This is a genomic window from Agaribacillus sp. DX54 (genome assembly GCF_056858335.1).
Window position 1 is genome coordinate 157,759 of record NZ_JBXEQE010000009.1, and the last position, 25,002, is coordinate 182,760.

General features: G+C 39.9%; 25 protein-coding genes. 13 read left to right on the forward strand and 12 right to left on the reverse strand.

Annotated elements, in window-relative coordinates:
• Positions 1 to 53 precede the first annotated feature (53 nt).
• From AC04NP_RS12510 to AC04NP_RS12550, 9 genes are all read right to left on the reverse strand, one after another.
• Complete coding sequence (locus tag AC04NP_RS12510; RefSeq protein WP_482860093.1) at positions 54 to 524, reverse strand: response regulator; 471 nt, start codon at positions 522 to 524, stop codon at positions 54 to 56.
• Positions 525 to 710: 186 nt separating this feature from the next.
• The gene (locus AC04NP_RS12515) at positions 711 to 1,412 is read right to left on the reverse strand and encodes a LytR/AlgR family response regulator transcription factor (RefSeq protein ID WP_482860094.1); all 702 of its coding nucleotides are present in this window, start codon (positions 1,410 to 1,412) and stop codon (positions 711 to 713) included.
• 55 nt (positions 1,413 to 1,467) lie between these two features.
• Positions 1,468 to 2,652 carry a trans-sulfuration enzyme family protein gene (locus AC04NP_RS12520; RefSeq protein WP_482860095.1) on the reverse strand — a complete coding sequence of 395 codons (1,185 nt, stop codon included), beginning with the start codon at positions 2,650 to 2,652 and terminating at the stop codon, positions 1,468 to 1,470.
• A gap of 83 nt (positions 2,653 to 2,735) precedes the next feature.
• Positions 2,736 to 4,244: an ATP-binding protein gene (locus AC04NP_RS12525; protein WP_482860096.1), complete on the reverse strand. Its 1,509-nt coding sequence runs from the start codon at positions 4,242 to 4,244 to the stop codon at positions 2,736 to 2,738.
• Positions 4,217 to 4,663 carry a hypothetical protein gene (locus tag AC04NP_RS12530; RefSeq protein ID WP_482860097.1) on the reverse strand — a complete coding sequence of 149 codons (447 nt, stop codon included), beginning with the start codon at positions 4,661 to 4,663 and terminating at the stop codon, positions 4,217 to 4,219. Before AC04NP_RS12530 ends, AC04NP_RS12525 begins: the two co-directional genes overlap by 28 nt.
• A gap of 43 nt (positions 4,664 to 4,706) precedes the next feature.
• Positions 4,707 to 5,192, reverse strand: a complete 486-nt coding sequence (locus AC04NP_RS12535; protein WP_482860098.1) for a Rab family GTPase — start codon at positions 5,190 to 5,192, stop codon at positions 4,707 to 4,709.
• Positions 5,179 to 6,015, reverse strand: coding sequence for a hypothetical protein (locus AC04NP_RS12540; protein WP_482860099.1), 837 nt, complete (start codon positions 6,013 to 6,015; stop codon positions 5,179 to 5,181). Before AC04NP_RS12540 ends, AC04NP_RS12535 begins: the two co-directional genes overlap by 14 nt.
• A gap of 35 nt (positions 6,016 to 6,050) precedes the next feature.
• Positions 6,051 to 6,407: a hypothetical protein gene (locus AC04NP_RS12545; protein WP_482860100.1), complete on the reverse strand. Its 357-nt coding sequence runs from the start codon at positions 6,405 to 6,407 to the stop codon at positions 6,051 to 6,053.
• A gap of 10 nt (positions 6,408 to 6,417) precedes the next feature.
• Entirely contained in the window at positions 6,418 to 7,047 is a 630-nt protein-coding gene (locus tag AC04NP_RS12550) for a peptidoglycan-binding domain-containing protein (RefSeq protein ID WP_482860101.1), read from the reverse strand.
• 311 nt (positions 7,048 to 7,358) lie between these two features.
• Between AC04NP_RS12550 and AC04NP_RS12555 the strand changes: the two genes are divergently transcribed.
• The 9 genes from AC04NP_RS12555 (at position 7,359) to AC04NP_RS12595 (ending at position 16,376) form a co-directional block, all read left to right on the forward strand.
• Positions 7,359 to 8,333: a zinc-dependent alcohol dehydrogenase family protein gene (locus AC04NP_RS12555; protein ID WP_482860102.1), complete on the forward strand. Its 975-nt coding sequence runs from the start codon at positions 7,359 to 7,361 to the stop codon at positions 8,331 to 8,333.
• A 440-nt stretch (positions 8,334 to 8,773) separates the two neighbouring features.
• Positions 8,774 to 9,463, forward strand: a complete 690-nt coding sequence (locus AC04NP_RS12560) for a hypothetical protein (RefSeq protein ID WP_482860103.1) — start codon at positions 8,774 to 8,776, stop codon at positions 9,461 to 9,463.
• A gap of 12 nt (positions 9,464 to 9,475) precedes the next feature.
• Positions 9,476 to 10,069 (forward strand): type IX secretion system membrane protein PorP/SprF, encoded by a 594-nt coding sequence (locus tag AC04NP_RS12565; RefSeq protein ID WP_482860135.1) that lies wholly within the window; start codon positions 9,476 to 9,478, stop codon positions 10,067 to 10,069.
• Positions 10,070 to 10,072: 3 nt separating this feature from the next.
• Positions 10,073 to 11,284, forward strand: coding sequence for an MSCRAMM family protein (locus tag AC04NP_RS12570; protein WP_482860104.1), 1,212 nt, complete (start codon positions 10,073 to 10,075; stop codon positions 11,282 to 11,284).
• Positions 11,277 to 11,831: a YfiR family protein gene (locus AC04NP_RS12575; protein WP_482860105.1), complete on the forward strand. Its 555-nt coding sequence runs from the start codon at positions 11,277 to 11,279 to the stop codon at positions 11,829 to 11,831. Before AC04NP_RS12570 ends, AC04NP_RS12575 begins: the two co-directional genes overlap by 8 nt.
• 10 nt (positions 11,832 to 11,841) lie before the next feature.
• Positions 11,842 to 12,729, forward strand: a complete 888-nt coding sequence (locus AC04NP_RS12580; protein ID WP_482860106.1) for a tetratricopeptide repeat protein — start codon at positions 11,842 to 11,844, stop codon at positions 12,727 to 12,729.
• Between the two features lie 886 nt (positions 12,730 to 13,615).
• Positions 13,616 to 14,650 carry a Gfo/Idh/MocA family protein gene (locus AC04NP_RS12585; protein WP_482860107.1) on the forward strand — a complete coding sequence of 345 codons (1,035 nt, stop codon included), beginning with the start codon at positions 13,616 to 13,618 and terminating at the stop codon, positions 14,648 to 14,650.
• A gap of 3 nt (positions 14,651 to 14,653) precedes the next feature.
• Positions 14,654 to 15,799, forward strand: coding sequence for a DegT/DnrJ/EryC1/StrS family aminotransferase (locus tag AC04NP_RS12590; protein ID WP_482860108.1), 1,146 nt, complete (start codon positions 14,654 to 14,656; stop codon positions 15,797 to 15,799).
• Positions 15,783 to 16,376: an acyltransferase gene (locus tag AC04NP_RS12595; RefSeq protein WP_482860109.1), complete on the forward strand. Its 594-nt coding sequence runs from the start codon at positions 15,783 to 15,785 to the stop codon at positions 16,374 to 16,376. Before AC04NP_RS12590 ends, AC04NP_RS12595 begins: the two co-directional genes overlap by 17 nt.
• 4 nt (positions 16,377 to 16,380) lie before the next feature.
• On the opposite strand, the gene AC04NP_RS12600 is transcribed toward AC04NP_RS12595, so the two are convergent.
• From AC04NP_RS12600 to AC04NP_RS12610, 3 genes are read right to left on the reverse strand one after another with little or no spacing between them, the layout of a single operon-like run.
• Positions 16,381 to 17,442 carry a sugar transferase gene (locus AC04NP_RS12600; RefSeq protein WP_482860110.1) on the reverse strand — a complete coding sequence of 354 codons (1,062 nt, stop codon included), beginning with the start codon at positions 17,440 to 17,442 and terminating at the stop codon, positions 16,381 to 16,383.
• An 8-nt stretch (positions 17,443 to 17,450) separates the two neighbouring features.
• Positions 17,451 to 18,482 (reverse strand): DUF354 domain-containing protein, encoded by a 1,032-nt coding sequence (locus AC04NP_RS12605; protein ID WP_482860111.1) that lies wholly within the window; start codon positions 18,480 to 18,482, stop codon positions 17,451 to 17,453.
• Complete coding sequence (locus tag AC04NP_RS12610) at positions 18,482 to 19,249, reverse strand: AglZ/HisF2 family acetamidino modification protein (RefSeq protein WP_482860112.1); 768 nt, start codon at positions 19,247 to 19,249, stop codon at positions 18,482 to 18,484. Before AC04NP_RS12610 ends, AC04NP_RS12605 begins: the two co-directional genes overlap by 1 nt.
• A gap of 418 nt (positions 19,250 to 19,667) precedes the next feature.
• Here AC04NP_RS12610 and AC04NP_RS12615 point away from each other — a divergent pair, with 418 nt between their 5' ends.
• From AC04NP_RS12615 to AC04NP_RS12630, 4 genes are read left to right on the forward strand one after another with little or no spacing between them, the layout of a single operon-like run.
• Entirely contained in the window at positions 19,668 to 20,330 is a 663-nt protein-coding gene (locus tag AC04NP_RS12615) for a polysaccharide biosynthesis/export family protein (RefSeq protein ID WP_482860113.1), read from the forward strand.
• A 10-nt stretch (positions 20,331 to 20,340) separates the two neighbouring features.
• Entirely contained in the window at positions 20,341 to 22,767 is a 2,427-nt protein-coding gene (locus AC04NP_RS12620) for a polysaccharide biosynthesis tyrosine autokinase (RefSeq protein ID WP_482860114.1), read from the forward strand.
• Positions 22,748 to 24,085, forward strand: a complete 1,338-nt coding sequence (locus AC04NP_RS12625; RefSeq protein WP_482860115.1) for a lipopolysaccharide biosynthesis protein — start codon at positions 22,748 to 22,750, stop codon at positions 24,083 to 24,085. Before AC04NP_RS12620 ends, AC04NP_RS12625 begins: the two co-directional genes overlap by 20 nt.
• Positions 24,073 to 25,002 carry a class I SAM-dependent methyltransferase gene (locus tag AC04NP_RS12630; protein ID WP_482860116.1) on the forward strand — a complete coding sequence of 310 codons (930 nt, stop codon included), beginning with the start codon at positions 24,073 to 24,075 and terminating at the stop codon, positions 25,000 to 25,002. Before AC04NP_RS12625 ends, AC04NP_RS12630 begins: the two co-directional genes overlap by 13 nt.

The window sequence follows — 25,002 nt, forward strand, 5'->3', positions numbered from 1 at the left end:
AATAGACATAGGTGATTCATGGTAGATAATTGTCAATTGTAAATTGTCAACTGTCAATTAGTATCTGTGTTTGTGCGTATAAAGGTGTATAGTTTCACGGTGTTGTTGATGGCATCGACGCCGAGTGGTTTTTCGATAAAGTTAATAGCACCCAGTTTCAAGCATTCTTCCTTTTCATTGTCCCAAACGGAAGAGCTTAACACGATTACCGGGATATTTCTGAAAGAATTGTTCCGGGATCTAAGTTTGAGAAACTCTTTTCCATTCATAATCGGCATGTCGATATCCAGTAAAATAAGATCAGGCAAGCCAGATTTCAAATCATACAAATAGGAAAAAGCTTCCTCACCATTTTGGCACCAATCGATGATTATGTTGCCGAGAACCTTTTTGAGCATAATCTCCGCAATCTGGAAATCAATTTCGTTATCTTCAACAATTAGAATCGCCGCTTTTTTTGACGTATCACCATTTCTTAACATAGCATCATTATTTCTTAACATAGCATCATCATTTCCTAGCATAGCATCTGCACTTAAGATTAAAACATGCTCTAATTTATTATAAAAGAGGGAATGATCCTGAGATTATAGATGAGCTGGAAGCCTTCCTCGTTGTTTCGGGGGAAATGCCGGACGGATAAAATATCTCTGCATTTTTTGGCATTTAGCGTGTACCGATGGATGCAATTCAACGGTATCCGGCGATGATCATAAGGTATTAATCCTTTCAAAAAAGGATTGACGGTATGTATTGCTGATGGGGATGACTTTGTTTTTAATTTGCAAATTGCTTTGATCTACGTTCTTAATTTTATCTACACGTACAATATAAGAACGGTGAACACGGAAGAACTCATCTTTCGGCAATTTTTTTTCCATCGTTTTCAGGGTAGAATATACGGTATATATTTTTGCATCAGTGTGTATTTTCACGTAATCACCGTAAGCCTCCACCCAAAGAATATCGTTAAAATTAAAATTCAATAAGAGGGAGTCTACCTTGATAAAGATATAGTCATCAGCCTCTTTAGTGATCAATTGCTGAAAGTTTTTGTATGCTTTCTGAACAGCTTGCAGAAACCTGGCATAATTCTTCACGGGTTTGAGCAGATAGTCAACTACATCATAATTGTAAGAATCCAGAGCATATTTTTTTTTGCTGCTTACGATGATAATTTGTGGTTTTTTGTCCAGAATTTTAATGAGCTCCAGCCCCGTCATCTCGGGCATTTCCACGTCGAGGAATATAAGGTCGATGTCTTCTTTCCTTGTCAAATTGGCCACTTCGACAGCGTTACCAAAGGAGCCCATAAAATGCAACAGATCCGTTTTGGCGATCAGACCTTCGAGAATTTTTAGTGACAGCAGATCGTCATCTACGGCGATGCAGTTCATTACCTTTTTCATCATAAATGTATGGTTAGTGAAAAATTTATGCTGTGGCAGAACATCCGGTTAATCCTGGTCAGGCCGGAATATTGTTTCCTGCTTGTTGCTTCACCAGGTTAAGGGCAAAGTCCAGGTCGCCGGTCAGGTCTTCTGCCTTTTCAATCCCGGTCGATAGCCGCAACAGACTATCTGTCACCCCCATCTCCATTCGCTGTTCCCGGCTCATTTTTATGTGTGAGGTACGGGCCGGAGAGCAGATGATTGTTTCTACACCCCCCAGGCTTATTGCCGGTTGAATGAGAGAAAGTCCGTTTAAAAAACAGTCCACAGCCTGACCATCAGTAATTTTCAGCTCAAAAGCCAGCATTCCGCCAAAACCCCGCATTTGCCGGCTAGCGATTTCATGCCCCGGATGGGCTTTCAGTCCGGGATAGTAAACCTTACCGATCATCTCATGCGCGGACAAAAACTCCGCCAGTAATCCGGCATTTTCATTTTGGCGTTGCACTCTTACCGCGAGGGTCTTCAGACTGCGTTCAATGAGATAACTATCCATGGCATTAATGCTGCCTCCGAAGTTGATAGCACTCTTGTACAATACTTCTGCGATTTCAGCCGAAGTAATTACAGCACCAAAGCAAAGATCACTATGGCCTCCGAGATACTTGGTGCCACTGTGAATTACCACATCCATACCCAGTGCCAAAGGATTCTGATTTACCGGTGATGCAAATGTATTGTCAATGACAGTCAATAAGTTATGCCTCTTTGCCACCGCTGCGACAACTTGTATGTCAATTATATCTAGTAAGGGGTTAGAAGGCGTTTCTATGTAGATAATCCTTGTATTAGGTTGTATCGCAGTCTCAAAATCTCTGGCATTATTTCCGCTTACAAAGGAAAAACCCAAGTCAAATTTTGGGAACTCGGATTTAATCAAATTAAACGTACCACCATACAACTGAGAAGCAAAAACAACATGATCCCCTGCCTTCAGTAAAGCAAACAAGGTGCCACTGATGGCTGCCATACCGGAAGCAAAAAGCAACCCGTCTTCCCCTTCCTCCAGCGCGCAGAGTTTCTGCACAATTTCCTTTTGGTTGACCGTATTATAATACCTCGGATACACTGTTTCCGCAGGTGTCCGGTAGTCATAAGATGAAGAAGCGTGTATGGGGGTATTGATGCTTCCTAAAGCGTCTTTGTCCCGAAATTTGCTATGTATGCAATTGGTTTCTTTCGATGTATTATTTTGTTTCATTACAGGGTTCGGTGATTTGTGATCACCTTAATTTAATCAGTAAATATCTATTATCTATCAAATTCAAGTCCTTTTTTAAACCTTTAATTCACCCAGTTCCGCTGCTCAACCTTCAATTTTTGAATGGCGCATTCCACAATAAGTTGTAGTGCATTGATCGTAATCACCATTTGCTTGCTATTTTTGGTGGTTTCCAACTCATTTTCCAGTAATTCAAAAACACCTTCCGCTTCTCCAATCCCCATATAGTGAAAATTGGGTTTTATTTTATGGGCGGTCTTTTTTAAGGTTTCACAGTCCATCGCCACTGCCAGGTTTCTCATTTTTTCCAGCTCTTCCGGCATTGTATGAATGAATATGTCAATCATATCATGGATCAGTTTTCGGTTTCCACCGGTCATTTCAACGGCATAGGCCAGATTAAAGCCACAGGCTAAATCCGGTTCTCCGAAAATGTTTTTTATTGCTTCAAGTAAAGATTCCGGCTCAATAGGTTTATGGAGCACCGATTTCACACCGAGATGGTTGAATTCATTCAATATAGCTTCCTGAAGTTCACCTGTAAACAAGATCACCGGTATGGTGTTAACCTTCTGACCAAATGCTGAACTAATGTGTTGTAAAGTCTGAAGCCCATCCATCTCCGGCATTTTGTAATCGAGGATAATCAGATCATAGTGAGCATCACCGAGTCTCTTAATTATTTCGTGTCCATTTTCTACTATTTCAGAATCAAAATCCCATTTTTTTATAAACTCTTTCAATATTATCTGGTTTAAGGGATTGTCTTCACCAACAAGTATGTTCAGTTTTTTAGTAACTATCACATGTTTTTTCTCCCTGGCAACCGGGGTAGGGTCCGGAAAAGCAAAAGGCAAAATAAATGTTATGGTTGTCCCGATGCCAGGTTGGCTTGAAACCCGGATGGATCCGTTTTGTTGTTCAATTAATTGTTGTACAATGTGTAACTCCAGGCCTGTGCCGCCATAATCTCTGCCGGTACCTGAAGGGGCCTGTCGGTAGGGTTCAAAAATCTTTTTAATGTTTTTTTCGGATATGCCAATCCCGGTATCTTTCACCTCGAACTGAATGGCAACTGTTTTGCCCTTTTCCGAATGCACAGAGACATCGAGGGATATCTGCCCCTGGTCTGTAAACTTGAAACTGTTATTTAATAAATTATATAATACCTGGGAAAGTCTTACCGGATCACCTGTCAAAATGCCGGGAACACTTTTTGCAACAGCGGAGATGACCTCGATACCTTTTTCCCTGCCGAGGTATACAAAAGCAGATATCGCCGCATCAACTATGGATCTGACATTAAAGTTTGTCTTCGCGAATGCCATTTTATTCGATTCGATTTTGGACAAATCCAGTACATCATTAACAATGCTCGATAAGTGTTTGGATGTTTCATAAATAATTCCTGCATATTCACGAATCACCTGGGGATCGTCCTGTTCCCGGAGTAATTTCGATAGGCCCAGTATACCATTGATGGGCGTCCTTACCTCATGACTTATCTTAGAAAAAAAATCGGTTTTAAGCTTTTGTACCCTTTTTAACTCTTCGTTTTTATACCTGAGCAACGCTCCTGCCAGAATAGCATTTTTTTTTCAACTTCGAGCAGCTCTTTTTGGATGACAGATTCGTTTCTCTGCTGCTGAAGACCCATTAAATTTTTATAATGATCCGTGAAATTCATCAGTATCCATAGCGTGGCCGCTTTTCCATCGTAATTGATTTTGTAAAAAACATAGTCACAAAACCCACTGAAACCCGAAAGATCCACATTAATACACGGAAAGCTTATCTCCTCCCCTGGCTTAAGGTCAGCAAGCAGTTCACTGATACTTTCCAGAAACGGGATTTCATCAAACAAATTTCCGGGGGAATCCGGAAAACTGAACAATGTATTGCAGGTTTCCAACAGATGGCCTTTTTCATTGATCAAAACAAATTGAACCCAACTCCTCAGAAATTTAGATTTGAAATCCTGCAGTTTCATCTGAATAAAATTACTATTTATTAAAAGTCGCCGGGATACTTTATCAGATTAACTTCCCGGCGAGTTTATAAAATGCCTTTTCCACATTTTCGCCATTTTTCGCGCTGCATAAAACATAATCGTTCAAAGGTAGATTATTCACGATTTCGACGCGTTCTTTTTCGGTTAAAAGGTCAATTTTGTTGGCCACCTTGACAATTGGCGCGTTGGGCAAGAGTTCCTGTAGAGAAATCATTTCATCTTCGATGGACTTGTAGGTAGAGGGTCTCAGGACATCTATTACGTAAATAATGCCGTGGGCACCCAGCTTGTATGAGTCCGGGATTTTCTGATGGGTTGACTCCCCTGCAATATCCCAGATGATCATTGACACCTCATCCCTGTTGATGGTAACCACTTTCTTATCAATTCTCACGCCAATCGTGGTCATGTATTCTTCTGAAAATTGATGAAAAACATATTGTCTCACCAGTGAAGTCTTTCCTACCCCAAAATTGCCTAAGAGAATTACTTTTTTACTTTTCCCCATCGTTAAGTTTATCGAATTGCGCTTTTATCAATTGTGTCAACTGGTCTTTAGAAAAGATTTCTTTATCTGCCAGATATTTTTCCAACACTTCTTTTTGGAAATCCACCAGCATATCATCCAGTTCAGACCTGAAACCGGCATTCATAAAACCTGTAAATACCAGTACCACGTAAAATGACCTTAAATTACTGATTACCAACTTGTAGTTTTCATACTCAATGGTTTCAAGCTCCTGGCCCCCACCCCTAAAGGCGTCTTTGACAAAAGATTTAATGGCTGTTAGCATTCCGGCAATCATATCTTTATCCAGCGTGTTGTTTTTCGAATAGCTTCCGATTAACAGGCCGGTATGCTGTTGTATGATAAAAACCTCTTCCAAATGTGGCCTGGCCAACCCCTTCATAATTATCTCCTTTTCACTAACGCCCCCAAACCACGCCTTTATTCTTGTCACCCAGCCCTCCCACGAAAAAGCTTTCTCCAGTTGCCTGTCAATTCTTTCGGATAGCAAAGCCAGTTCCCGGTATATATATTTTTTTACCATTTTACCCATGATCGGATAAAGGGCGTCAACAACCTCTTCCTGTGATTCTTTGATTTGTTTCCTGATTGAAGCAGTAATGGCGTTTCCAAATAGCTGCGGAAAATTCTTTTCCAGGAATTCTACCTGATCTTCCAATATAGGCGCAATTCTGGGCTCGAGTTTTTCCCGATCACTGATAATCTCGTCAATAGCATTCACTTTACTGGCCAGTTCCTCATTTCGCTTCCTTGCATCTTCAAACAGGATATCTTTTAAAACCTCAAATTTTTCTTTATTCATCTTAAGGCGCAAATTAGGTAGATACGACCAACATCTTACGAGGATTTCAACTTTTTACCAACCTCAATGAGCATTTCGCCCAACGACTGCTTCTCCTGGTTTTTCTCTTCTGTTAACCGGGTGAGCCGGTCAAAGGCTTCCTGCCTTAAGGTACCGAGCTGATTTGAAAAATCATTTTTGGTCTCTGTAATGAGGTTATTCAAATCTTCCTTCAAGCGATCAATTTTAGCCTGGAGATCTTTTCGTTGTTCATCTATCTGATGATGCAGGCTGCGAAACTCCTTATCATATTCCTTGATGTTTTCACCAAAAATTATTTCCTTGATGGCAGCTAATTTCGGATCTTCCGTGCCGGTGTTGTTTTCCTGTGTGGTTTTAGATTGCTTGGCCATTGCTATACTTTTATTCTATTAATACTTTTAATGTTTTTTTATTGACAATACCGGAAGGTATCAAATTATTTTTCTTCTGAAAATCTACTAAACTTTCTTGTGTTTCTATGCCAAATACACCATCGAAAGGAATATCGTAGGATTTTTTCAACAAAAAATCCTGAATTTCCCAAACTGCCTGCCCCTCGTCTCCCATTTTCAAACCCAGTAATTGTTGTTTGTTAGCATAACGCAGAAAGTCCGGATCAATACCTGCTTCGACAATATGTTTGATATCGAGGTTATTAAAACCCATTGTCTTTAGCCGGGTAGAGTATAACAGTTTTTTCTGTAAAACCCGGGTGGTGGCCCACAATTGCCCGTAAAACTTCAATTCTGCTGCACTTCCTGCAATTGCAGGATCCGGAAATTTAATATCGAGCCCTTTGTCATACCACAACTCTCTGGCTAAACTTTCAAGGCGATAGACATTTTCGTAATACTTTTCCACCATCAAAGGATCGTAATAGTGGATGTCGATGCTGTCACTTACAGGATATTCGTAGATAGATGGCGGATTAAACTTTGTATACTTTTTGTATTGAAAGAAAGCTGTAATGGGAAGTGTCACAATAATTATAAGCCAGGCTAACCTTTTCATTTTTTACAGATAAACAATCTATGTTTTTAATCAGGTGGAAGCAGGAAATACGCCTAATATTCCCTGTGCTCCAAATTTAAGGGATATTTTGATAGAATTAGATATAATCGTGAAAATCTTGCAATTAAAAAAGAAACCGCCAAGAGTAATTTCAGGCGGCTTACTTTTAAATCAGTAATGTGTTATGAGAAGAAAGAAATTGTATTTATACATACCTTCAAATCAAAAAATGTAACCGGGCAATAACCCGAATCATCTTTTATGCTTATATTTAAATTTAGTATGCATGAATAACAAATATCCAGACTGAAATGAAAAGTGTCCAATTTGAAAAGACCGGCCTGCCCGGTGATGTATTGAACCTGATAGATATAAATATGCCTGAACCAGGGCCGGGTGAAGTGGTAGTAAAAGTCAGTACCTGCAACATTAATCCGGCAGACATCATGTTTATCCGGGGGTTGTATGGATTAAAACCCAAGCTGCCATCTCCGGCGGGATTTGAAGGCGCCGGGCGGATACATACCTGTGGGGAAGGTGTACAAATAGCACCGGGTACCAGGGTAGTCTTTACCACGATAGGGGCCTGGCAGGAATACACTTGTCTGCCCGCAAAAACAGTGATTCCTATACCAGATCAGATTAACGACGAAGCCGCCTGTCAGGCATTTATTAACCCTTTTACAGCCTACGGTATGCTCGAAACTTCCGGGTTGGGTGCCGGTGATTGGTTATTGTTGACAGCCGGTGCATCGGCCTGTGCTAAATTTGTTATTCAGATGTGCCAGGAAAGAAAGATAAATACCGTTTGCACAGTCAGAAATGATCGACAAATTGACCTGTTAAAAAGTATGGGGGCTACAGCAGTAATCAACACAGAGGTCGATGACCTGAAAACCAGGGTGATGGAAATTACAGATAAAAAGGGGGTAAAAAACGTTTTTGAGGCCGTAGGTGGAGAGTTGGGTACAAAAGCCCTTGATTGTGTGGGCCGAGACGGCATGCTTACCACATATGGGATGCTTAGCCTTCAGCATATGGAACTCAACGCGGGTTTGCTGATTTTTAAAAACATCACTATCAAAGGCTTTTGGCTGACTAACTGGTTTGGAAGTCTTTCGGGAGAAGAAATGGCCACCGTTTCACGGCATATATTGTCTGTACTAGCCACACAACAAGTAAAAGCCGATATAGAAGCTGCCTATTCCCTGGAAGATATAAAAAAAGCGGTCGCTCATATGGAGTCGCCAGGAAGAAATGGCAAAGTAATTCTAAAACCGGATTAGTTCCGGGAGATGAATTTTCTTCTGATAGGGATTGCTTCTCAGTACTTTAACCCACATTTCAGTACTCATTTAATTGATTAAATGACCAGGGGTACATCGAGCTTGTTTTTTCGCAGGATATCATTCGGCTCTTTTACATAAAGACAATCAGGTTATGAGTAGCCTTTGTTTACCATGCTATCTTATTCGTAGCTCCGAGGCATAAATTAAAACCAAAGAAGAATTAAAATAAATAATTGATTTTAGATATTAATAATTATTTAATCTAACAAACACACCTTCAACAGGTGAGTGAGTCCCGATTTGTAATGCGTGTTTCCTGACATATTTTGAGCAAAAATTACTTTTGTAATTTAGATCCCCCAACCGGCTTTCTCTTTGATATCAATGTCGCTAATATTGCCTGGTTGCTAGACATGAATGTGTAAAACTCCGCATTGGTGAAAAAGTGTGTAATCAGGTCATTATTTATTTTTGTTGTTGTTGTGCTACTCAATCACTCCGGCACGCCGGCAGCTACATTTACGACAGCAGGTGACGGAGATTGGCACAACCCATCCACCCTGTACCTGGGTATTGTGCCTTCACCCTCAGACGATATCATAGTTAATCATCGGATTACAGCAACTATAGATATCTTCATTGAAGACATTGGCAGACTGGAAATCGGCATCATGGGGGTTCTGACTTTCGATAAAATCAGACTCAAAGGTTTTTTGAAAAATAATGGGCGTATGTCTGGTGAACAATTGATTGTAGAATCAGGAGGGGCAAATACAAACATGGTAAATTTGGGCTATGCCATCATTACAGATGTTACACTGGCATCATTAGGCAGCGGTTCACCTGCCACGGTTAACAATTTCAATAAGTTCCTGGTAACGAATAATCTCATCGATGAGGTTTTTTTGAATAACCAAAGGAACTTTACCGTCAAAGTTGATCTCCATAATTTTTCCCTGATTCATTGTGAAAAAGAATTTTCGCTTTTGACCGTAGGTAAAAAACTCATTAATGATCCTTCTGTGATAAAGCTGGATGGAAGACTAAAATTAGGATTAAGCGATCATGGTAATCCCCCACAGCTCCTAATCCACAGGCATCGGCAACTGCCAATGCCGAATTTATGAAATTTGAAAGCCATGTTATCCATAGCCTATCATAAATCTCTTAGTGCCTCGGGGAACCATTTTCTGACTTTTGGATTGCAGGGGGGAATCGATCAAACCAATCTGAACTTTGGCAACCTATCTACCCAGGCCCAATGGGCAGATGGCAGTGGCCGGGATCAAAGTCTGGAAAATGGTGAAAGCCTGCTGGGTGATAATGCCGTCTTACTGGACTTTCAGGCAGGTTTAATAAGGCGCTATGTAGTTCATGGTGGTGGAAAATTCGGTGTGGGAGCCAGGGTGTATATGGTTCCTAACCTGGTTTTTATGCAGCAAAACAACTCAAATGTCATTAACAACGGCCTGTTGCTTGCATATAATCTGGCATCAAACACCCAAAACCAAATTGTTACGGCCGGGGCATGGTTGAGAAATACAGATGCCGTCATTGCCAACATAGGTTTTGAGTTTAAAAACTTTCAGTTGGGAGTCAATTATGATCTCATTATCTCGGATTTAAGAAGTGTAACCAACCGGGGAGGATTTGAGATAAGCCTGAACTACAACTTCAGAAAATCCATAGCCACAACCACAAAGTCGATATCCAATCCCCACCCCAGACTGTAAGCAATGACGAAAAAAGCGCACATATTGATTTTACCACTTCTTGCCTGCTTCGTCAAAATTACATATGGACAAAACATCAGACGTTTCCAGGATATGAGTGCGCCGTTGAGCCTGGAGGAAAACTATGAATCAGGAAATAAATTATTCACCGAAAAAAAATACTACAGCAACATTGACATCGACGGGTCGGTATTTGAAGATAATAAGGCTAAAGTGGATGAAATGGTCTACCTGACCGACGAAAACCAGCATATCATCGACTCGACCCGTACCAATGAAAACGGCAGATTTCGGTTCCGGAATCTGCCCGGGAATAAGAACTACGTCATCATGATAGATGGCAATGACAACATGCAGGTTAATATGAGTTTTCTGGATGATAACGGGCAAGAGCTGCTCAGCGTAAATTCAAACGACGATGAAGCGTATTTCCTTTTCCAAAAACTTAAAGATAAACCTGTCACGCTGAAAAAACTTGAGGAAGAATACATAGTTATTTCAGGAAATCTGTCCATGAACGGCCAGCCGGCACCCGGTGAAAAAGTGGTATTGGTCAATGAAAATGGGAAAATGGTCGCTAGCACCTACAGCGACACCAAAGGTAAGTTCCATTTCAGAAATCTGGCCAATTCATCAAAATATACATTGAGAATGGACGATAATGAAGAAATAAGAGCCAACATGGATTTCCTTGACCAGGACGACAACCTGCTCCTCAGTACCAACTCTGAAGATAACCTGGCTTACTTCGATTACCAGGATTTATCAGAGGTGATAATTACCAGCAGGAGAATGACAGAAGAAGACACTCAACCTCACAAACCCGAAAAAAGCCAGGCTGAACAACTTAGAGACCTGTTTAAAGGAACGATGAGCTACAATGAATACCATGACCTCGTTAAGAAACACGGCAAAAGCCTTATCAAGGACATTAATCTCAGGGTTCAAATTGGCGCTTTTCGCAAGCCTCGAAAAGGGTGGTATCAAGAACTCGATCTTGGTAAAATTGACGTTATCAGGTCAAGAGGTTTCACAAAATTTCTGGTTGGCAATTTCGATGAACTTGAAGAAGCAGAAGTGCTAAGGAAGCAGGCCTTTGACAAGGGCATCGATGATGCTTTTATATCTGTCTATTACCGGGGGACAAGGGTGGCTTTATTGATATACAATGAAAAAAAACAATTGGTTAGAAAATTTAAGGAAAACAATGACTGACAATTACAGGAAAAGAATTCGTAGTACCGGTTATTCAGTATTATTGGGTGTACTGATGATTGGTTCATTCACAGGTAAAGTACACGGGCAGGTCGATACAAACGCCAAAATTAAGTCACTGTTCATCTACAGCTTTGCAAAATATGTGGAATGGCCTGTAGAAATGCGGGAAGGGGATTTTATCATTGGTGTTCTGGGAGACTACCCAACACTCTACGACGAATTAAGTATTATAGCACAAACCAAAACGAAGAGACAGCAAAACTTTAAAATTGCCAATTACAAAGATGTGAATGAGGTCGGCAAATGCCATATTTTATACATCGATCCCGGGCTGAGCGATCAATTATATAAGGTCATTCAAATAACTTCCGGCCAAAATACCTTGATTGTAGGCGACGGTGCAGGTCTGGCAGCACAAGGAGCCGGCATAAGTTTTTATGTGGCCGGGAATAAGCAGAGAATGGAGGTGAATCGCAGCAATCTGGAAAAGTATAATCTTAAAATAAGTAGTCAATTAGTAGCCCTGGCAAGGGTCGTAAACTAACAAAGAAGGCATGAAAACGATTATAATTTTGGTCTCTATACTTTTAATGGCCTCTGGTCTGAAGGCACAGGACAATCCCTTGAAGAAAGCACTGGAACTCTACCAGTCCGGAAGCCTGCGGGAAGCAAAGGAGATGATTGAAAAAAGCAGTAATGACCCACGATGGCAAAAAGACCCCAATACCTGGTACCTGAAAGGATTTATCATGAAAGACCTTTATAAAATGATGCCGGAGGCAGATGCTGCCCTGTATTTCAGATTGGCTTCTTTGGAGTCATTCATGCATTTAATTGAAATGGAAAACACGTCCAAATACCTGCCAGATGCCTTAAAGACTATTAAGTATTTGTCGTCTACTTTTTACAACGATGCCGTCGATCATGTTGAAAAGAAGAATTTTGACCCGGCAAAGGAATACTTCGAGCATTTTAAAAATGCTTTAGTATTGTCCCGCGATAAAAGCATTGATTTAAAGGAACAGGAAATAGCATTCCAACTGGCTTTGGGCAGTAACTACATGGAGTTGTATAAAAAAGATAGCACCAGGGCCAGGGTAAACCTGGAAGGGGCCAAGGCAGCTTATGAAAAAATATTAAAAATTGACTCAAACCACATGAAAGCTAATTACAATCTGGGCGTTTTATATTATAACGAAGCTGTTAATCTGATTGATGGAATGGACTACGACGAGGTGGATTTAATGGCTATCAGCCAAATTGAAGATCAATCTATCGAGCTTTTTAAGCAGTCTCTTCCCTTTATGGAAGTAGCGTACAAGCAAAACCCCAAAGACCGCAATACGTTGGAAGGGTTAGCTGGCATATACTTTAGTTTGAGGGAGTATGAAAAATCCAATGCGTACAAAGAAAAACTGGCAATGTTGGAAAATGAAGAGTAAAAGTTTTTTATTATGGCAGTATTAATAATCTATTCAAATTACAATCACAAGGTAACAAAAAAAGTTTTAACACCTGAAAATACCCACACCAAGGGGAATGTGAATATCTCTAATGAGGGTTCGGGAATAAAATCCAGATACAAGATCTTCGGAAAGCATGTAAAATAAATAAAACCCTAAAGCAAACCAAAAGTAACTTGAATCCGGATGATCAGAGTGGTGTGACATAATCGTAGATTTAAGAGATGCATCGTTAAAATCTGTTGATCAAAATTGTTACGTTGTATGTAGACTGTGTCTACGATCATTTATACGCTTACGAGGTTTAACGCAAGATTTATGGCACATAATTGATTGATTATCATATATTGAAAATTTTCTAGCAAAGCCACATCCGGTAGTCAGAGACTACGATAGGCCGGGTATTTCTGGTGCAGGCACTGGCTTTCCCAGGTTTCTGATGTAAATTGGTCTGGCATGTCTCTTCTTTTAAAAAAGTATCTGGCATTGTCTGGTCTGTGTTATAGTTTATATGGCATAAGCCAGGTTTGTCATTTTAAAAATATTAGAATAATTATATATTTAATTGACAATCATTGAAGAATTTTCGAAGTAAAATGTAATATCAATCAATCCTCACCATATAGTTTAAGTTTGCTTTAATTAAAATTAAATTAGGAGAAATCATGAATTTCCTAAAGTTTTTTCCTAAATCATTATAAAGAATCTACGTAATTTTTAAAATAAAACTGCATTATCCTTTATTATTTAAATACAAAATAATATATATGCCATTATATATTCAATAAACTAGCCCCCCTTAAAGCTTATCAGCTTGACCGATGAAACCAGGATCGAAAGACCTTGAAATTAAAATGAAATTAAGATGAATGAAAGGAAGATAAAATTTGCTGTGTTGGGTCTGGGCCTCATTGGTAAAAGGCATGTCTCGATGATTGAAGCCAATAAAGATGCGGAGTTAGTTGCCGTTTGCGATGTCAAAAACAAAAGCCAGACCATATTAAAAACCATTAAGCATACTCCATATTACCAGGATCTGGAGAGCATGCTGTTAAAAAGTCCTGAAATCGATGTGGTAAACATATGTACCCCCAATGGTTTGCATGCCGCGCAAAGTATTTTGTGCCTTGACCACAAAAAACATGTAGTCTGCGAAAAACCACTCGGGCTATCCAAATCAGAGTGTGAACTTGTTATTTATAAAGCTCTGCAGGAATCAAGGAATGTTTTTTGTGTGATGCAAAACCGCTATTCCCCACCGGCAGTTTGGCTGAAAGATTGTCTCAAAAGAAACCTGCTGGGAGAGATTTATATGGTACAAATAAATTGTTTTTGGAACAGGGATGAACGATACTACTGGGGACATGAATGGAAAGGGAAAAAAAACCTGGATGGCGGAACACTGTTTACGCAGTTTTCCCACTTTGTAGATATTTTATACTGGATTTTTGGCGATTTAAAAAATATTGAGTCCAAAACATATAATTTCAATCACAAAGACCTCACTGAATTTGAAGATTCCGGTATTATCACATTTGAACTGGTAAATGGAGGGGTTGGTACATTTAATTTTTCAACTTCCGTTTACCAACAGAATATGGAGAGCAGTCTTACGATCATCGCCGAAAATGGGAGTATTAAAGTCGGTGGTCAGTATATGAACGAAATTGAATATTGTCATATTAAAGGAGAAATGATTCCTGATCTTCCTCCATCTAACCCCTCAAACGATTACGGACATTATAAGGGATCGGCAGCCAACCATCAATATGTGATTGAAAACGTTGTTAATACGCTCAGAGGTAAAACGATAGTAAGTACCAATGCTTTGGAGGGATTGAAGGTTGTAGAAATCATAGAAAGGATGTATGCAACCCGGGAAAGTTATATAACGAGTTGATTGATGGAACCAATACATACAAAAAACATAGTGTTTGTAGATTTATTAGCCCAGCATCAAAGATACGAAGACAGATTGCTAAAACATTTCCATTCAGTGATCAATCAATCGAACTTTATCGGTGGCCAACCGGTCCGGGAATTTGAAGGAAAATTTGAGAACTTTTTTAAAGTGTCCCACTGTATTGGATGCGGTAATGGTACAGATGCCATACAGTTGGCATTAATGGCGCTGGATTTGAAGCCTGGAGATGAAATAATTGTTCCTGCCTTTACCTACTTTGCTACGGTAGAGCCAGTCATACTTCTGAGATTAAAACCTGTACTGGTGGATGTGGATGCCAATTCCTATAACCTGGATGAAAGCAAAATAGAAGAAGCAATCAGCGGTAGAACAAAAGCCATTATTGTAGCACATCTATTTGGGCAAACGGCTGCCATGGAAGAAATAATAGCCATTGCAAAATGTCATGATCTGTACGTAATTGAGGACTGTGCCCAGGCACTGGGTAGTTCTTACAGATTTTCAGACGGTACAGAAAGATATGCAGGATGTATCGGGGATATAGGCACTACCTCTTTTTTTCCTACCAAGAATCTCGGTGGCTTTGGGGATGGAGGAGCTGTCTATACCAACAATTCTGAACTTGCTGTCAGAATCAGAATGCTGGCCAATCATGGACAGTCAACCAGATATGATCATAAATTGGTCGGGATCAATTCCCGCCTGGATACCATACAAGCTGGGTTGTTGACAGTAAAACTGGATTACTTAGAAGCTGACCTTAAGCGGCGGAAAGAAATAGCCAAGCTATACTATGAGTTGCTTGAAAGAGTTGGTGGTATACATTTACCAGGGAGGCAACATGGAGCAGATCATACTTTTAATCAGTTTACCATTCATACCGCCAACCGGGACAAGTTAAAGTCTGCTTTGAAAGCACAAAAAATCCCTTCTATGATATATTATGACAAACCAATTCATTTCCAGGAAGCCACGGCATTTCTTGAACATGCAAAAAATGATTTTCCAGTTGCCGAACAACTGGCTGAGAGTGTGCTTTCAATACCCGTTCATCCGGCATTGGATAATACCAGTGTACATTATATAGCAAGTATCATAACCTCATTTTATGAAAACCGGTATTGATTATTTTCATCATGAATCTGCCATCATTGAAGAAAGTGCCAAGGTCGGTGGTCAAACCAAAATCTGGCGCTTTACACATGTCATGAAAGAGGCAGTTATCGGAAAGGGTTGTAACATTGGGCAAAATGTGGTTATCTCGCCACATGTTATCTTAGGCGATAATGTCAAGGTGCAAAACAATGTTTCAATTTACACAGGCGTCACGTGTGAAAATGACGTTTTCATAGGACCAAGTGTTGTTTTTACCAATGTGATCAACCCAAGGAGCTTTATCGATAGAAAAGATCAATTCCGATCGACCATTATTAAAACAGGTGCCAGTATTGGTGCAAATGTGACCATTGTTTGCGGCACTACTATAGGTGAATATGCCATGATAGGTGCCGGAGCGGTTGTTACTAAAAATGTAGCACCTTATTCACTGGTTTACGGCAACCCTGCCCACCCTCAGGGATGGGTCAGCCGGTATGGTCACAAGCTTAGTTTCACTGGTAATCGGGCGAAATGTCCTGAAACCGGAGAAAACTATGTGTTGGAAGACCACCGCGTAAAACTAGAAAAAAGCCCTAAAGGGTAATAGTTTATTGGCTTCTTACCCTGCCAAAGATGATGTTATAAACAATAAGGAAAAAGTACCTCACATCGGTCAGACAGGGATTAAGCTGGTATTGTTCCAAATAATTCAACTCCGACATTTGGATTTTCTCAATCGAATCAGGAAAATCTACATAAAATGGTGGCAGCAATCCCGGCTTGGCCTTGTTCCTGACCTGTTGAAAAGCTTCGTCGTAAAGGCTTAAATAGTGTCTTGAGATGGGCCTTACCCCCACCAGTTTTATATCTCCCCTGATAAGATTCCAGATCATCGGCATTTCATCGAAAAAGTATTTTCTTAAAAACTTACCCCTTTTACTGATCCGGAAATCGTCTTTGAATTTCCCTCCGACGTCCAGGTCATTCTGTTCATAGACATATGACTGCAGAAACTCAGCATAAGGATGCATCGTCCTAAGTTTGTATACTTTAATATTTTTGCCATCCTTGCCAACACGATTCGCTGTGTATAAAAGTGAGGATGCATTTATAACAGATGAGTCGGGTCGGCTTACTTTTCTTGCTTTAAAAGACAATACATTGTTTTGTTCTTCTGTTTCAATTATTTTAAAGCCGCAATATATGAGCCTTCCCAGTACCTCAGTCTTGGTTATTGTATGATAGTTTTTTTGTTTAGCTTCAGAAGTTCTGTTTGTGCTTATAAACTTTTTGCCCAATACGCTCAATTGCCAGGGTATGACTTTTAACTGATTTATAGCGTTAAACCATTCTGCCAGAAAACTAAAATCAAAAAAAACATAGTCCTCACGTACGACAATTTTCCCGTAATATATAGCGCCTATACAAAGCTTACTACTCACTTTACAAAAGTGCTGGTTTAAGTCCCTTTGACCGTTAAGTAGTTCCTTTTCAATTATCCTGTTTTTATACGTAGGTATAGGATCAGAATCCCGAAAAGTAGTTTGTTGAGACAAAGAAAGGAGTAAATTGCTTTTGTTGTTCCCTGGCTTCAAACCTTGGGTATTCGATCGTAATTTTTTGTTTTTTTTCTGTTCACACGCCTGTTCCGTTGCCGGTTTCTTCTTCATAATGATAGTTAGCTGTGTATTTTTAAATGATCGTTTACTGTCTTCACCAGATACGAAGTCACATCAATTTTTTCGTTGAGCATTTTGTATCTTTTGACCTGATAAGTCCTCCCGGCATTAGCGTCTGTCAGAATCCCGACAGCTTTTGATTTGATATCATCAAAATGGATTAAATGGTGCAATAGCCCATATTTTTCCTGTTCTTTTATAGTACCCGCCGAAAGGGGGTTGGTGTATATTGATGGTGTTCCTAACATAGCGGCTTCTGAGGCCATGCTTGCCCCCTCCCCTATGTAGAGTTTTGAATAGCTAAGCACATCGTGCATTCTGTCAGCGGGTATATTTAGTCTGAATGATTCAAGCCCCGATGGAATTTCCCCTTCATTGGAAATGATGACTTTACCATATTTTGAAATAATGTGTACCAGCTCTGCTTTTTGATCAGGGTCAATACCTGATTTATGCCTGTCATGAAAAGCATTCCAGCTTACGAACCGTATTAAGATGTATGAATCTCCCGGGTTGAGATTTAACAGACCAAATACCGAAGGATTTGCCTTGAAATAGTTTGGGTGCAAGTAAGCAAGTTCATGATAGCCGTTGTAATATCTCCGTTTTGGCCCCATATCCTTTTCAAAACTCGATGGGTTTAATATGACCTTCGAAAATGGTTTGTACAGGAAATGTTCCAGCGATGAGTGTTCGGTATCATCAAGTACTATATGAGGTTTCCCACACAGAAAAGCTACCTGTGCGGCATACATTGAAGATATACTGATAAAAAGGTCAATATGGTGTCTCCTGGCAAACCTTAATAGCAGAAATACGAATTTGAATAAACCAAAGCACTTACCCCATACCGAGGTATATGGTTTTCCAAGGTTCATAAATGGGATTTGGTACTTTTTCAGTAAGGTAATGGTACATTCCTTATTCCTGGTACTGACAAATACCGTATGTCCCGTATAAATCAGTTCCTGACGCAAGTGTTTGAATACATGGACATGAGCCGGATGACCGATATCGATAAGCAAATTCATCAGATTTGGTTAAATGTTTGTGACACATTGTTTCTACTGGGCATGTTGATTAAAACCGCTTTACGGGGACCGTGAAAAACGAACATACTGCCCGCCGACAATGCATCGGCCCTTCCCACCGTCAGACCTTCTACCAGATCATCCAGGCTGCCTGCCCCTCCTGATGCAATTACCGGAACAGACACCGCCTGTGAAACTTTCCTGATTAGAGGGAGATCATACCCCTCCATAGTTCCGTCTTTATCAACAGAATTGATGAAAAGCTCGCCTGCACCTGCTTCTGTCATAGCTACGGCATATGTGATTGGGTCTGTGGAGGTCAATTTTCTTTGCGAGTGCAGGTAGACTTTGTGTTTGCCAAGCATATTCTTCTTAACATCTACTGCAACAATTAATGCCGAACTACCATAAACCTCAGACGCCTCCCTGATCAAATCCGGATTGTCAAATGCGGCACTATTGATGCACACTTTTTCAGCACCAGCACTAACTAATTCCCCAATATCTTCGACGGTTTTTACTCCTCCCCCCACCGAAAAAGGCATGTGACACTCATCTCCCAATTTTCTCACCATTCCGGTTGAAATCCTACCTCCTTCCTTACTGGCTTCTATGTCCAGGAACAACAACTCATCAGCTTTTTTATCATTGAAAATCTTTATCGCATTCAAAGGATCTCCGATGTATCTCCGATTTTTGAATTTCGTCGATTTCACCAATCCTTTTCCCTTTAACAAAAGGCATGGAATAATTCGCGGTCTGTACATGAAAGCAAGATAAACACTGTATATCTTTTCTTATAATATAAGAATAGTTATATATTAGATATGTAATTATTTTCTATTTTTTAAAGTTTTTTATTTTCTCTCATCTTTATCAAAATTTATAAAAATTATTCTTATAGCATATATATAGTGTTTTTTGTTAAAGAATTAAAAATTCTTCCTAAGAAAAAATAGGAGATTTACTTAAAATTTAAAATAAATTAAATTTTATATTATTATTTAAATACAATTTTATAACTATGTAAAATCATACTTCCACTATGCATTTCAAATGCTGGTGTGTAATGCAAGAATTTCTATGGATAAAGGATGTTTTACAAAAAAACTATGGCTATGGAGCCTGATGTTTCCGGTAATTGTGTGTAGTTGTAATCCTAATCGCTACAATTTTCTATCGGACATGCAACGTATAAAGCGTGGCACCAGGATCCCGTATGCAAGTCATGTTCCCAAAATTGAGCCGGGCCATGAGCTTTGTATTTCAATCAACAGTCTTAATAAAGAAGGAACTACGTATTTTCGGGGTTCCAGGGAGCGTGAAGGGGCTACCGGCATTGAATGTCTCACTTTTTTGGTCAACGAAAAAGGGTTTATCAACCTCCCCCTGGTCGGGAGTTTCAAAATATCAGGGTTGTCTATCCAGCAAAGTCAAGACAGCATCGCGGGGGTGCTCCAAAAGTATTTACGCGACCCTACAGTTAAGGTGCGGTTCGAAAACTATTCGGTGTCGGTATTGGGAGATGTAAATTTACCTGGTGTTTATACAGTGGATGACGGACGTATAACTATCCTCGATGCTTTGGCCATGGCCAGGGACGTCACCCAGTTTGGCGACAGGAAAAACCTGTTAATTACCAGGGAATTGCCCAACAAGGTGGCTTATACCAGAATAGACATGACCACCAAAGACCTATACAAATCGCCCTACTTTAACCTCAAATCCGGTGACATGATTTATGTACCTTCCAACAAAGGCCGAATAGCTAACTCGAAAAATTTGTTGGAGTTTGGTTCAATAATTATAGGCACATTGACATTGGTTGCGATCATTGTTACACGATAAGTTATGAAAAATGGCAGGTAAAAACAGTTTGGCAAAAAATCAGGACCAGGACTTCGATCTGAATGAAGTCTTATCTTCCTACTTACGGAAATGGCATTATTACGTCTTATGCCTGCTTTTACTGTTGCCTATCGCTTATGTGGTCAACTTTTTTTCCTCCCCGGTTTACTATTTCGAAAGCAAGCTGCTTATCCATGAAAAAGAAAGCAATACCATATTAACTGAAGGCTTTATTCCGGACTTGAATATACTCATGTCTTCAAAATCAGTCGATAACGAGCAGGAAATACTACTGTCCAGGGATTTGATCAGCAGGGTCATTGAAGAATTAAACCTGAATACTGATTATTATCAGATCGGTAATTTTAAAAGCCGGAAGGTCTTCCGGGAAAGGCCATTTACCATAGTTTTTGACACTTTACCCGCAAAAGCCTATTACAGCACTTACGAGGTTAACATTATCTCCAAAAAGGAATACAACCTCAAGGTACATGACCCAAAATTCAGCATTTACGATTACAGTAATAACCATTTTTTTGGCGAAAAAATCGGAATTGCTGATTTGCAATTCCGAATTGTTTATGAAGAAAATGGCATACTTCAAAATGCTTCAACAATAAATGAATCAAATTCCAGGTATGCATTTTTCTTGAATTTTACTGATGATCTCATTGATCACTACCGCAATAAACTTTCAGTGATCCGGAAAGGTTTAAACTCCGATGTACTACTACTCAGGTATGAAGGAAAAACGTCAGATATTGGACTGGTTTTTCTTAGAAAACTGATAGATGCCTATGAGTATCTGATGCTTGAGGAAAAGCAAAAAATAGCTTCAAAACTTTTCAATTTCATCGATAACAGATTACAAATGAATTTTGCCGATCTCATCGAACTTGAAAAAGAAATTGAAAACTATAAGCGCACAAAGCAAATCAGTAATATTACCAATGAAGCAAATTACATTCTTGAGGGCATTAAAAAGTTCGAAATAGAGTTGAGCGATGCCCAATCGCAACTTAACATGGTAAATCATTCTTTAAGAATGATTATTTCCGGCACCTCTGTTGCGGAAATATCGGTACCGACTACCATGTTGGGTATTGAGGACCAATTGCTCAACAACATCGTTCTTCAATTAAATCTGGCCGAAAGAAAACTCGCTTCCACATTGAGAACTGTCCGGAAAGACAATCCCATTATCGCTGAAATTGAGTCTGAAATCCGAGATTTGAAAAAATCCCTTTCCAAAAACCTTATGAATCACCAAACCCAATTGGGGATAGCTGTATCTGACATCGAACTAAGAATAAAGAAATACAGGGATGAGTTGGATTTACTTACAGGCAAAACCAAAGATCTTTTAGGGTTGGAAAGAAGGCGGAATATAAAAGAGGAGCTTTATTTATTTTTGCTAAAAAAAAGGGAGCAGGCCGCCATGGCCATGGCTTCGGAAATGATCGACAGCCGGCAAATAGAACAACCTCATGCAGCAGGCATTATCAATAAACCCAAGAAAGGTGTCGTCTATTTATTAGCCGTTTTACTGGCTTTGTTTTTACCCACCCTGGTAATTACACTTGTACAAATTTTAAGCGATAAGATCAACAGTATGCATTATATCACTGGGAATAGCACTATACCTGTTATTGGAAAGATTAGCCGGAATACAAAAAAGGATTTTGTGGTAGTAGGTAAAGGCATCAATACGCCCATTTCTGAAGAATTCAGGACGATAAAGCTTAACCTGCAATTCATAGATAACCACAAAACCATTTTGATTACCTCCTGTATGAGTGGAGAAGGAAAGACTTTCAACTGCGTAAACCTAGCGGCCACATTCGCTATGTCGGGTGACAAAACCTGTATTTTAGAACTCGAATTAAGAAAGTCCAGAATTGCCACTCATCTGAAATTGGAAAAGTTACCCGGCACAAGTGATTATTTGTCGGGACAGGCAGGTTACGAAGACATTATTCAGCAGAGCGCTTTGTCCCAAAACCTGGATTTCATCTCTGCCGGAACACTTCCTCCTAATCCCTCCGAACTTATCGGAAATGCAAAATTGAATGATTTGTTAAATACCTTGCAGGCAAAATATGATAAGATCATTATAGATTCCCCCCCGATTATAATGGTCAGTGATGGCTACTTGCTCGGAGAAAAGGTTGATACCACGCTGTTTGTGATAAGAAACAATTTTACCAGGAGAAAACGATTAGATTTTGTACAGGCATTGTATGACAACCAACGATTTAAAAATCTGTTAATTCTCTTCAACGCATCACGGGAAAGTAATAGCAGCTATGGCTACTATTATTACGGTGATGACGATCATAACCTTATAAAACGCGCAAAAAGGAGGTTGAGATACCTCAAATCTTTGTTTTTACCGAAAGCATTATTGAATAGTAACTATGGTAAAGCAAGCAGGTAACATACGGACAGCCAGATGGCTAAAAAACATAAAAATTGGTTTCTGGTTTAAAATTGGTAGCCAGGGGCTCAACTTTCTGATTGTACCTACCTCGCTCCAGATGCTAGGCAGCACCAATTATGGAGTATGGTTACTTATTACTTCAATAGCGAGCTGGTCAAGTCTTTTCGATTTAGGTATTTCAAGTGGACTGAGGAATAAGTTCACTGCATCAATGGCGGTTGGAGATATGTTGGCTGCTAGAAACTATGTAAGTTCGGCTTATTTTCTTCTTGCTTTTATAATGTCTCTGCTACTCATCCTTGCCGGTTTATTTATCTGGTTTTTAAACTGGGAAGGCATGCTCAATGTGGGTGAAATTAAAAATAATATATTAAGACCGGTAATCAGTATTGTTTTCGCCGGCTTAGGCCTTAAACTTGTATTAAACCTGGTTTCCACCCTATTGACAGCCCACCACGAACCTTACCTTGCCGATGGCATCAATTTTTGTATCAACTTGTTATCATTTATTGGGATTTTGGCTTTAAGTGCTTATTCCCATGGGTCATTGATCGGTGTAAGTTGGGTTTTATCCGGTACGCCTGTAATTGTATTGGCCATATGTTCAGTCATCTTCTTCATTTCCAGGTTTCGCCGGTTTGTTCCCTCGATACGCAGAATAAATTTTCATGTTTGTCGGGACCTGACTTCTGTTGGAAGCAGGTTTTTAGCCATTCAAATCGCTGGAATAATTATTTTTTCCACAGATAACCTAATTATTAACCAGTTGTTCGGTCCCGAAGAGGTAGCGAATTATTATCTGGCCTTTAAATATTTCGGGATAATTACTCTGGGCTTTGCGATCATATCCAATCCACTTTGGTCAGCTTATACGGATGCTTTTACAGCAAGAGATTATACATGGATCAGAGTAACTACAGGCAAACTGCAATCCGTCTGGCTACTGTTTTCCTTGGCGGCATTCGGGCTGTTTTTGATCTCGGATAAAGCATATGCATTTTGGCTTGGTAAAGACGTTGAAATCTCCTGGACACTGTCAGCTTCTATGGCTTTTTATGTCACCATCTACACCTGGGGTAGCATATTTGTAAATTTTATCAACGGGGTTGGTAAGATCAAACTGCAGGTTATTTTTTCCATAGTTGCCGGTATAGTAAATATACCTTTATCAGTATTGCTCGCCAAATTCACCTTTCTCGGTTCCAGCGGCGTGATCCTGGCAACAACCCTTTGCCTGTCTTACGGCCCTTTGGTTTCCTATTACCAATATCAGAAAATTTTAAACAATACAGCAACCGGCATATGGAATCAATAGCACGCGCCCGATTACAGAGACGCAGCCCGCTAACGGGTGACGAAAATGTCAGTGAATTATCTGAAATTCCCACTGACTATATCATTGAAGGTTATGCCAAATCATTTGGCATTGATGTTTCCTCCACGCTAACTGGCGTTAGTCATGTGAAAATTTTACGTTGTAATGCAACAGGATTTAAGTTTTACTTTCCCTTCAACCTTGCTGGCGATGGTAAGTTTTACGAGGAGCTGCAACAATATCCCTGGTACTACATGGGCTGGAAATGGGAACACCGGATCGTATTCGACTACCTGGAAACTCATGAGAAAGTGCTTGAAATTGGATGTGCCAGGGGCGACTTTTTGAAAAAGTTGGCACAAAAGGTCAAAACTGTCAGGGGACTGGAGCTGAATGAACGCGCAGCCTCTGTAGCAAAGGGCCGACAGTTGCAGGTAGAGGTAGCGATGGTGGAAGATCACGCCAGGGCCAACGCAGAAAAGTACGATACGGTTTGTTCATTCCAGGTATTGGAGCATATTGCAGACGTGAAGTCATTTCTTCAGGCATCCATTGCAGTACTCAAGCCTGGCGGAAAGCTGATTGTCTGTGTTCCTAACAATGATTCTTTTATTAAAAACCATTCCGGTGCCTTTCTGAACATGCCACCACATCATATGGGGCTTTGGGACAAAGATTCTTTGCAAAGCCTGACTGGCATCTTTCCACTCAGGTTGCACGAAGTATTTTATGAGCCACTTCAGTGCTATCATTACCAGGTATACCTTTCGGGGCTTATTTCAAAATATGTGAAGCACAGGATCTTGGCAAAAATCCTGAATCGATGCAGTGCTATTTTGAAGGTGCATCAACTGGTACAGTTACGGAGGAATAAGATAACGGGTCACAGCATTTTGGTGATTTTTAATAAACTGTAA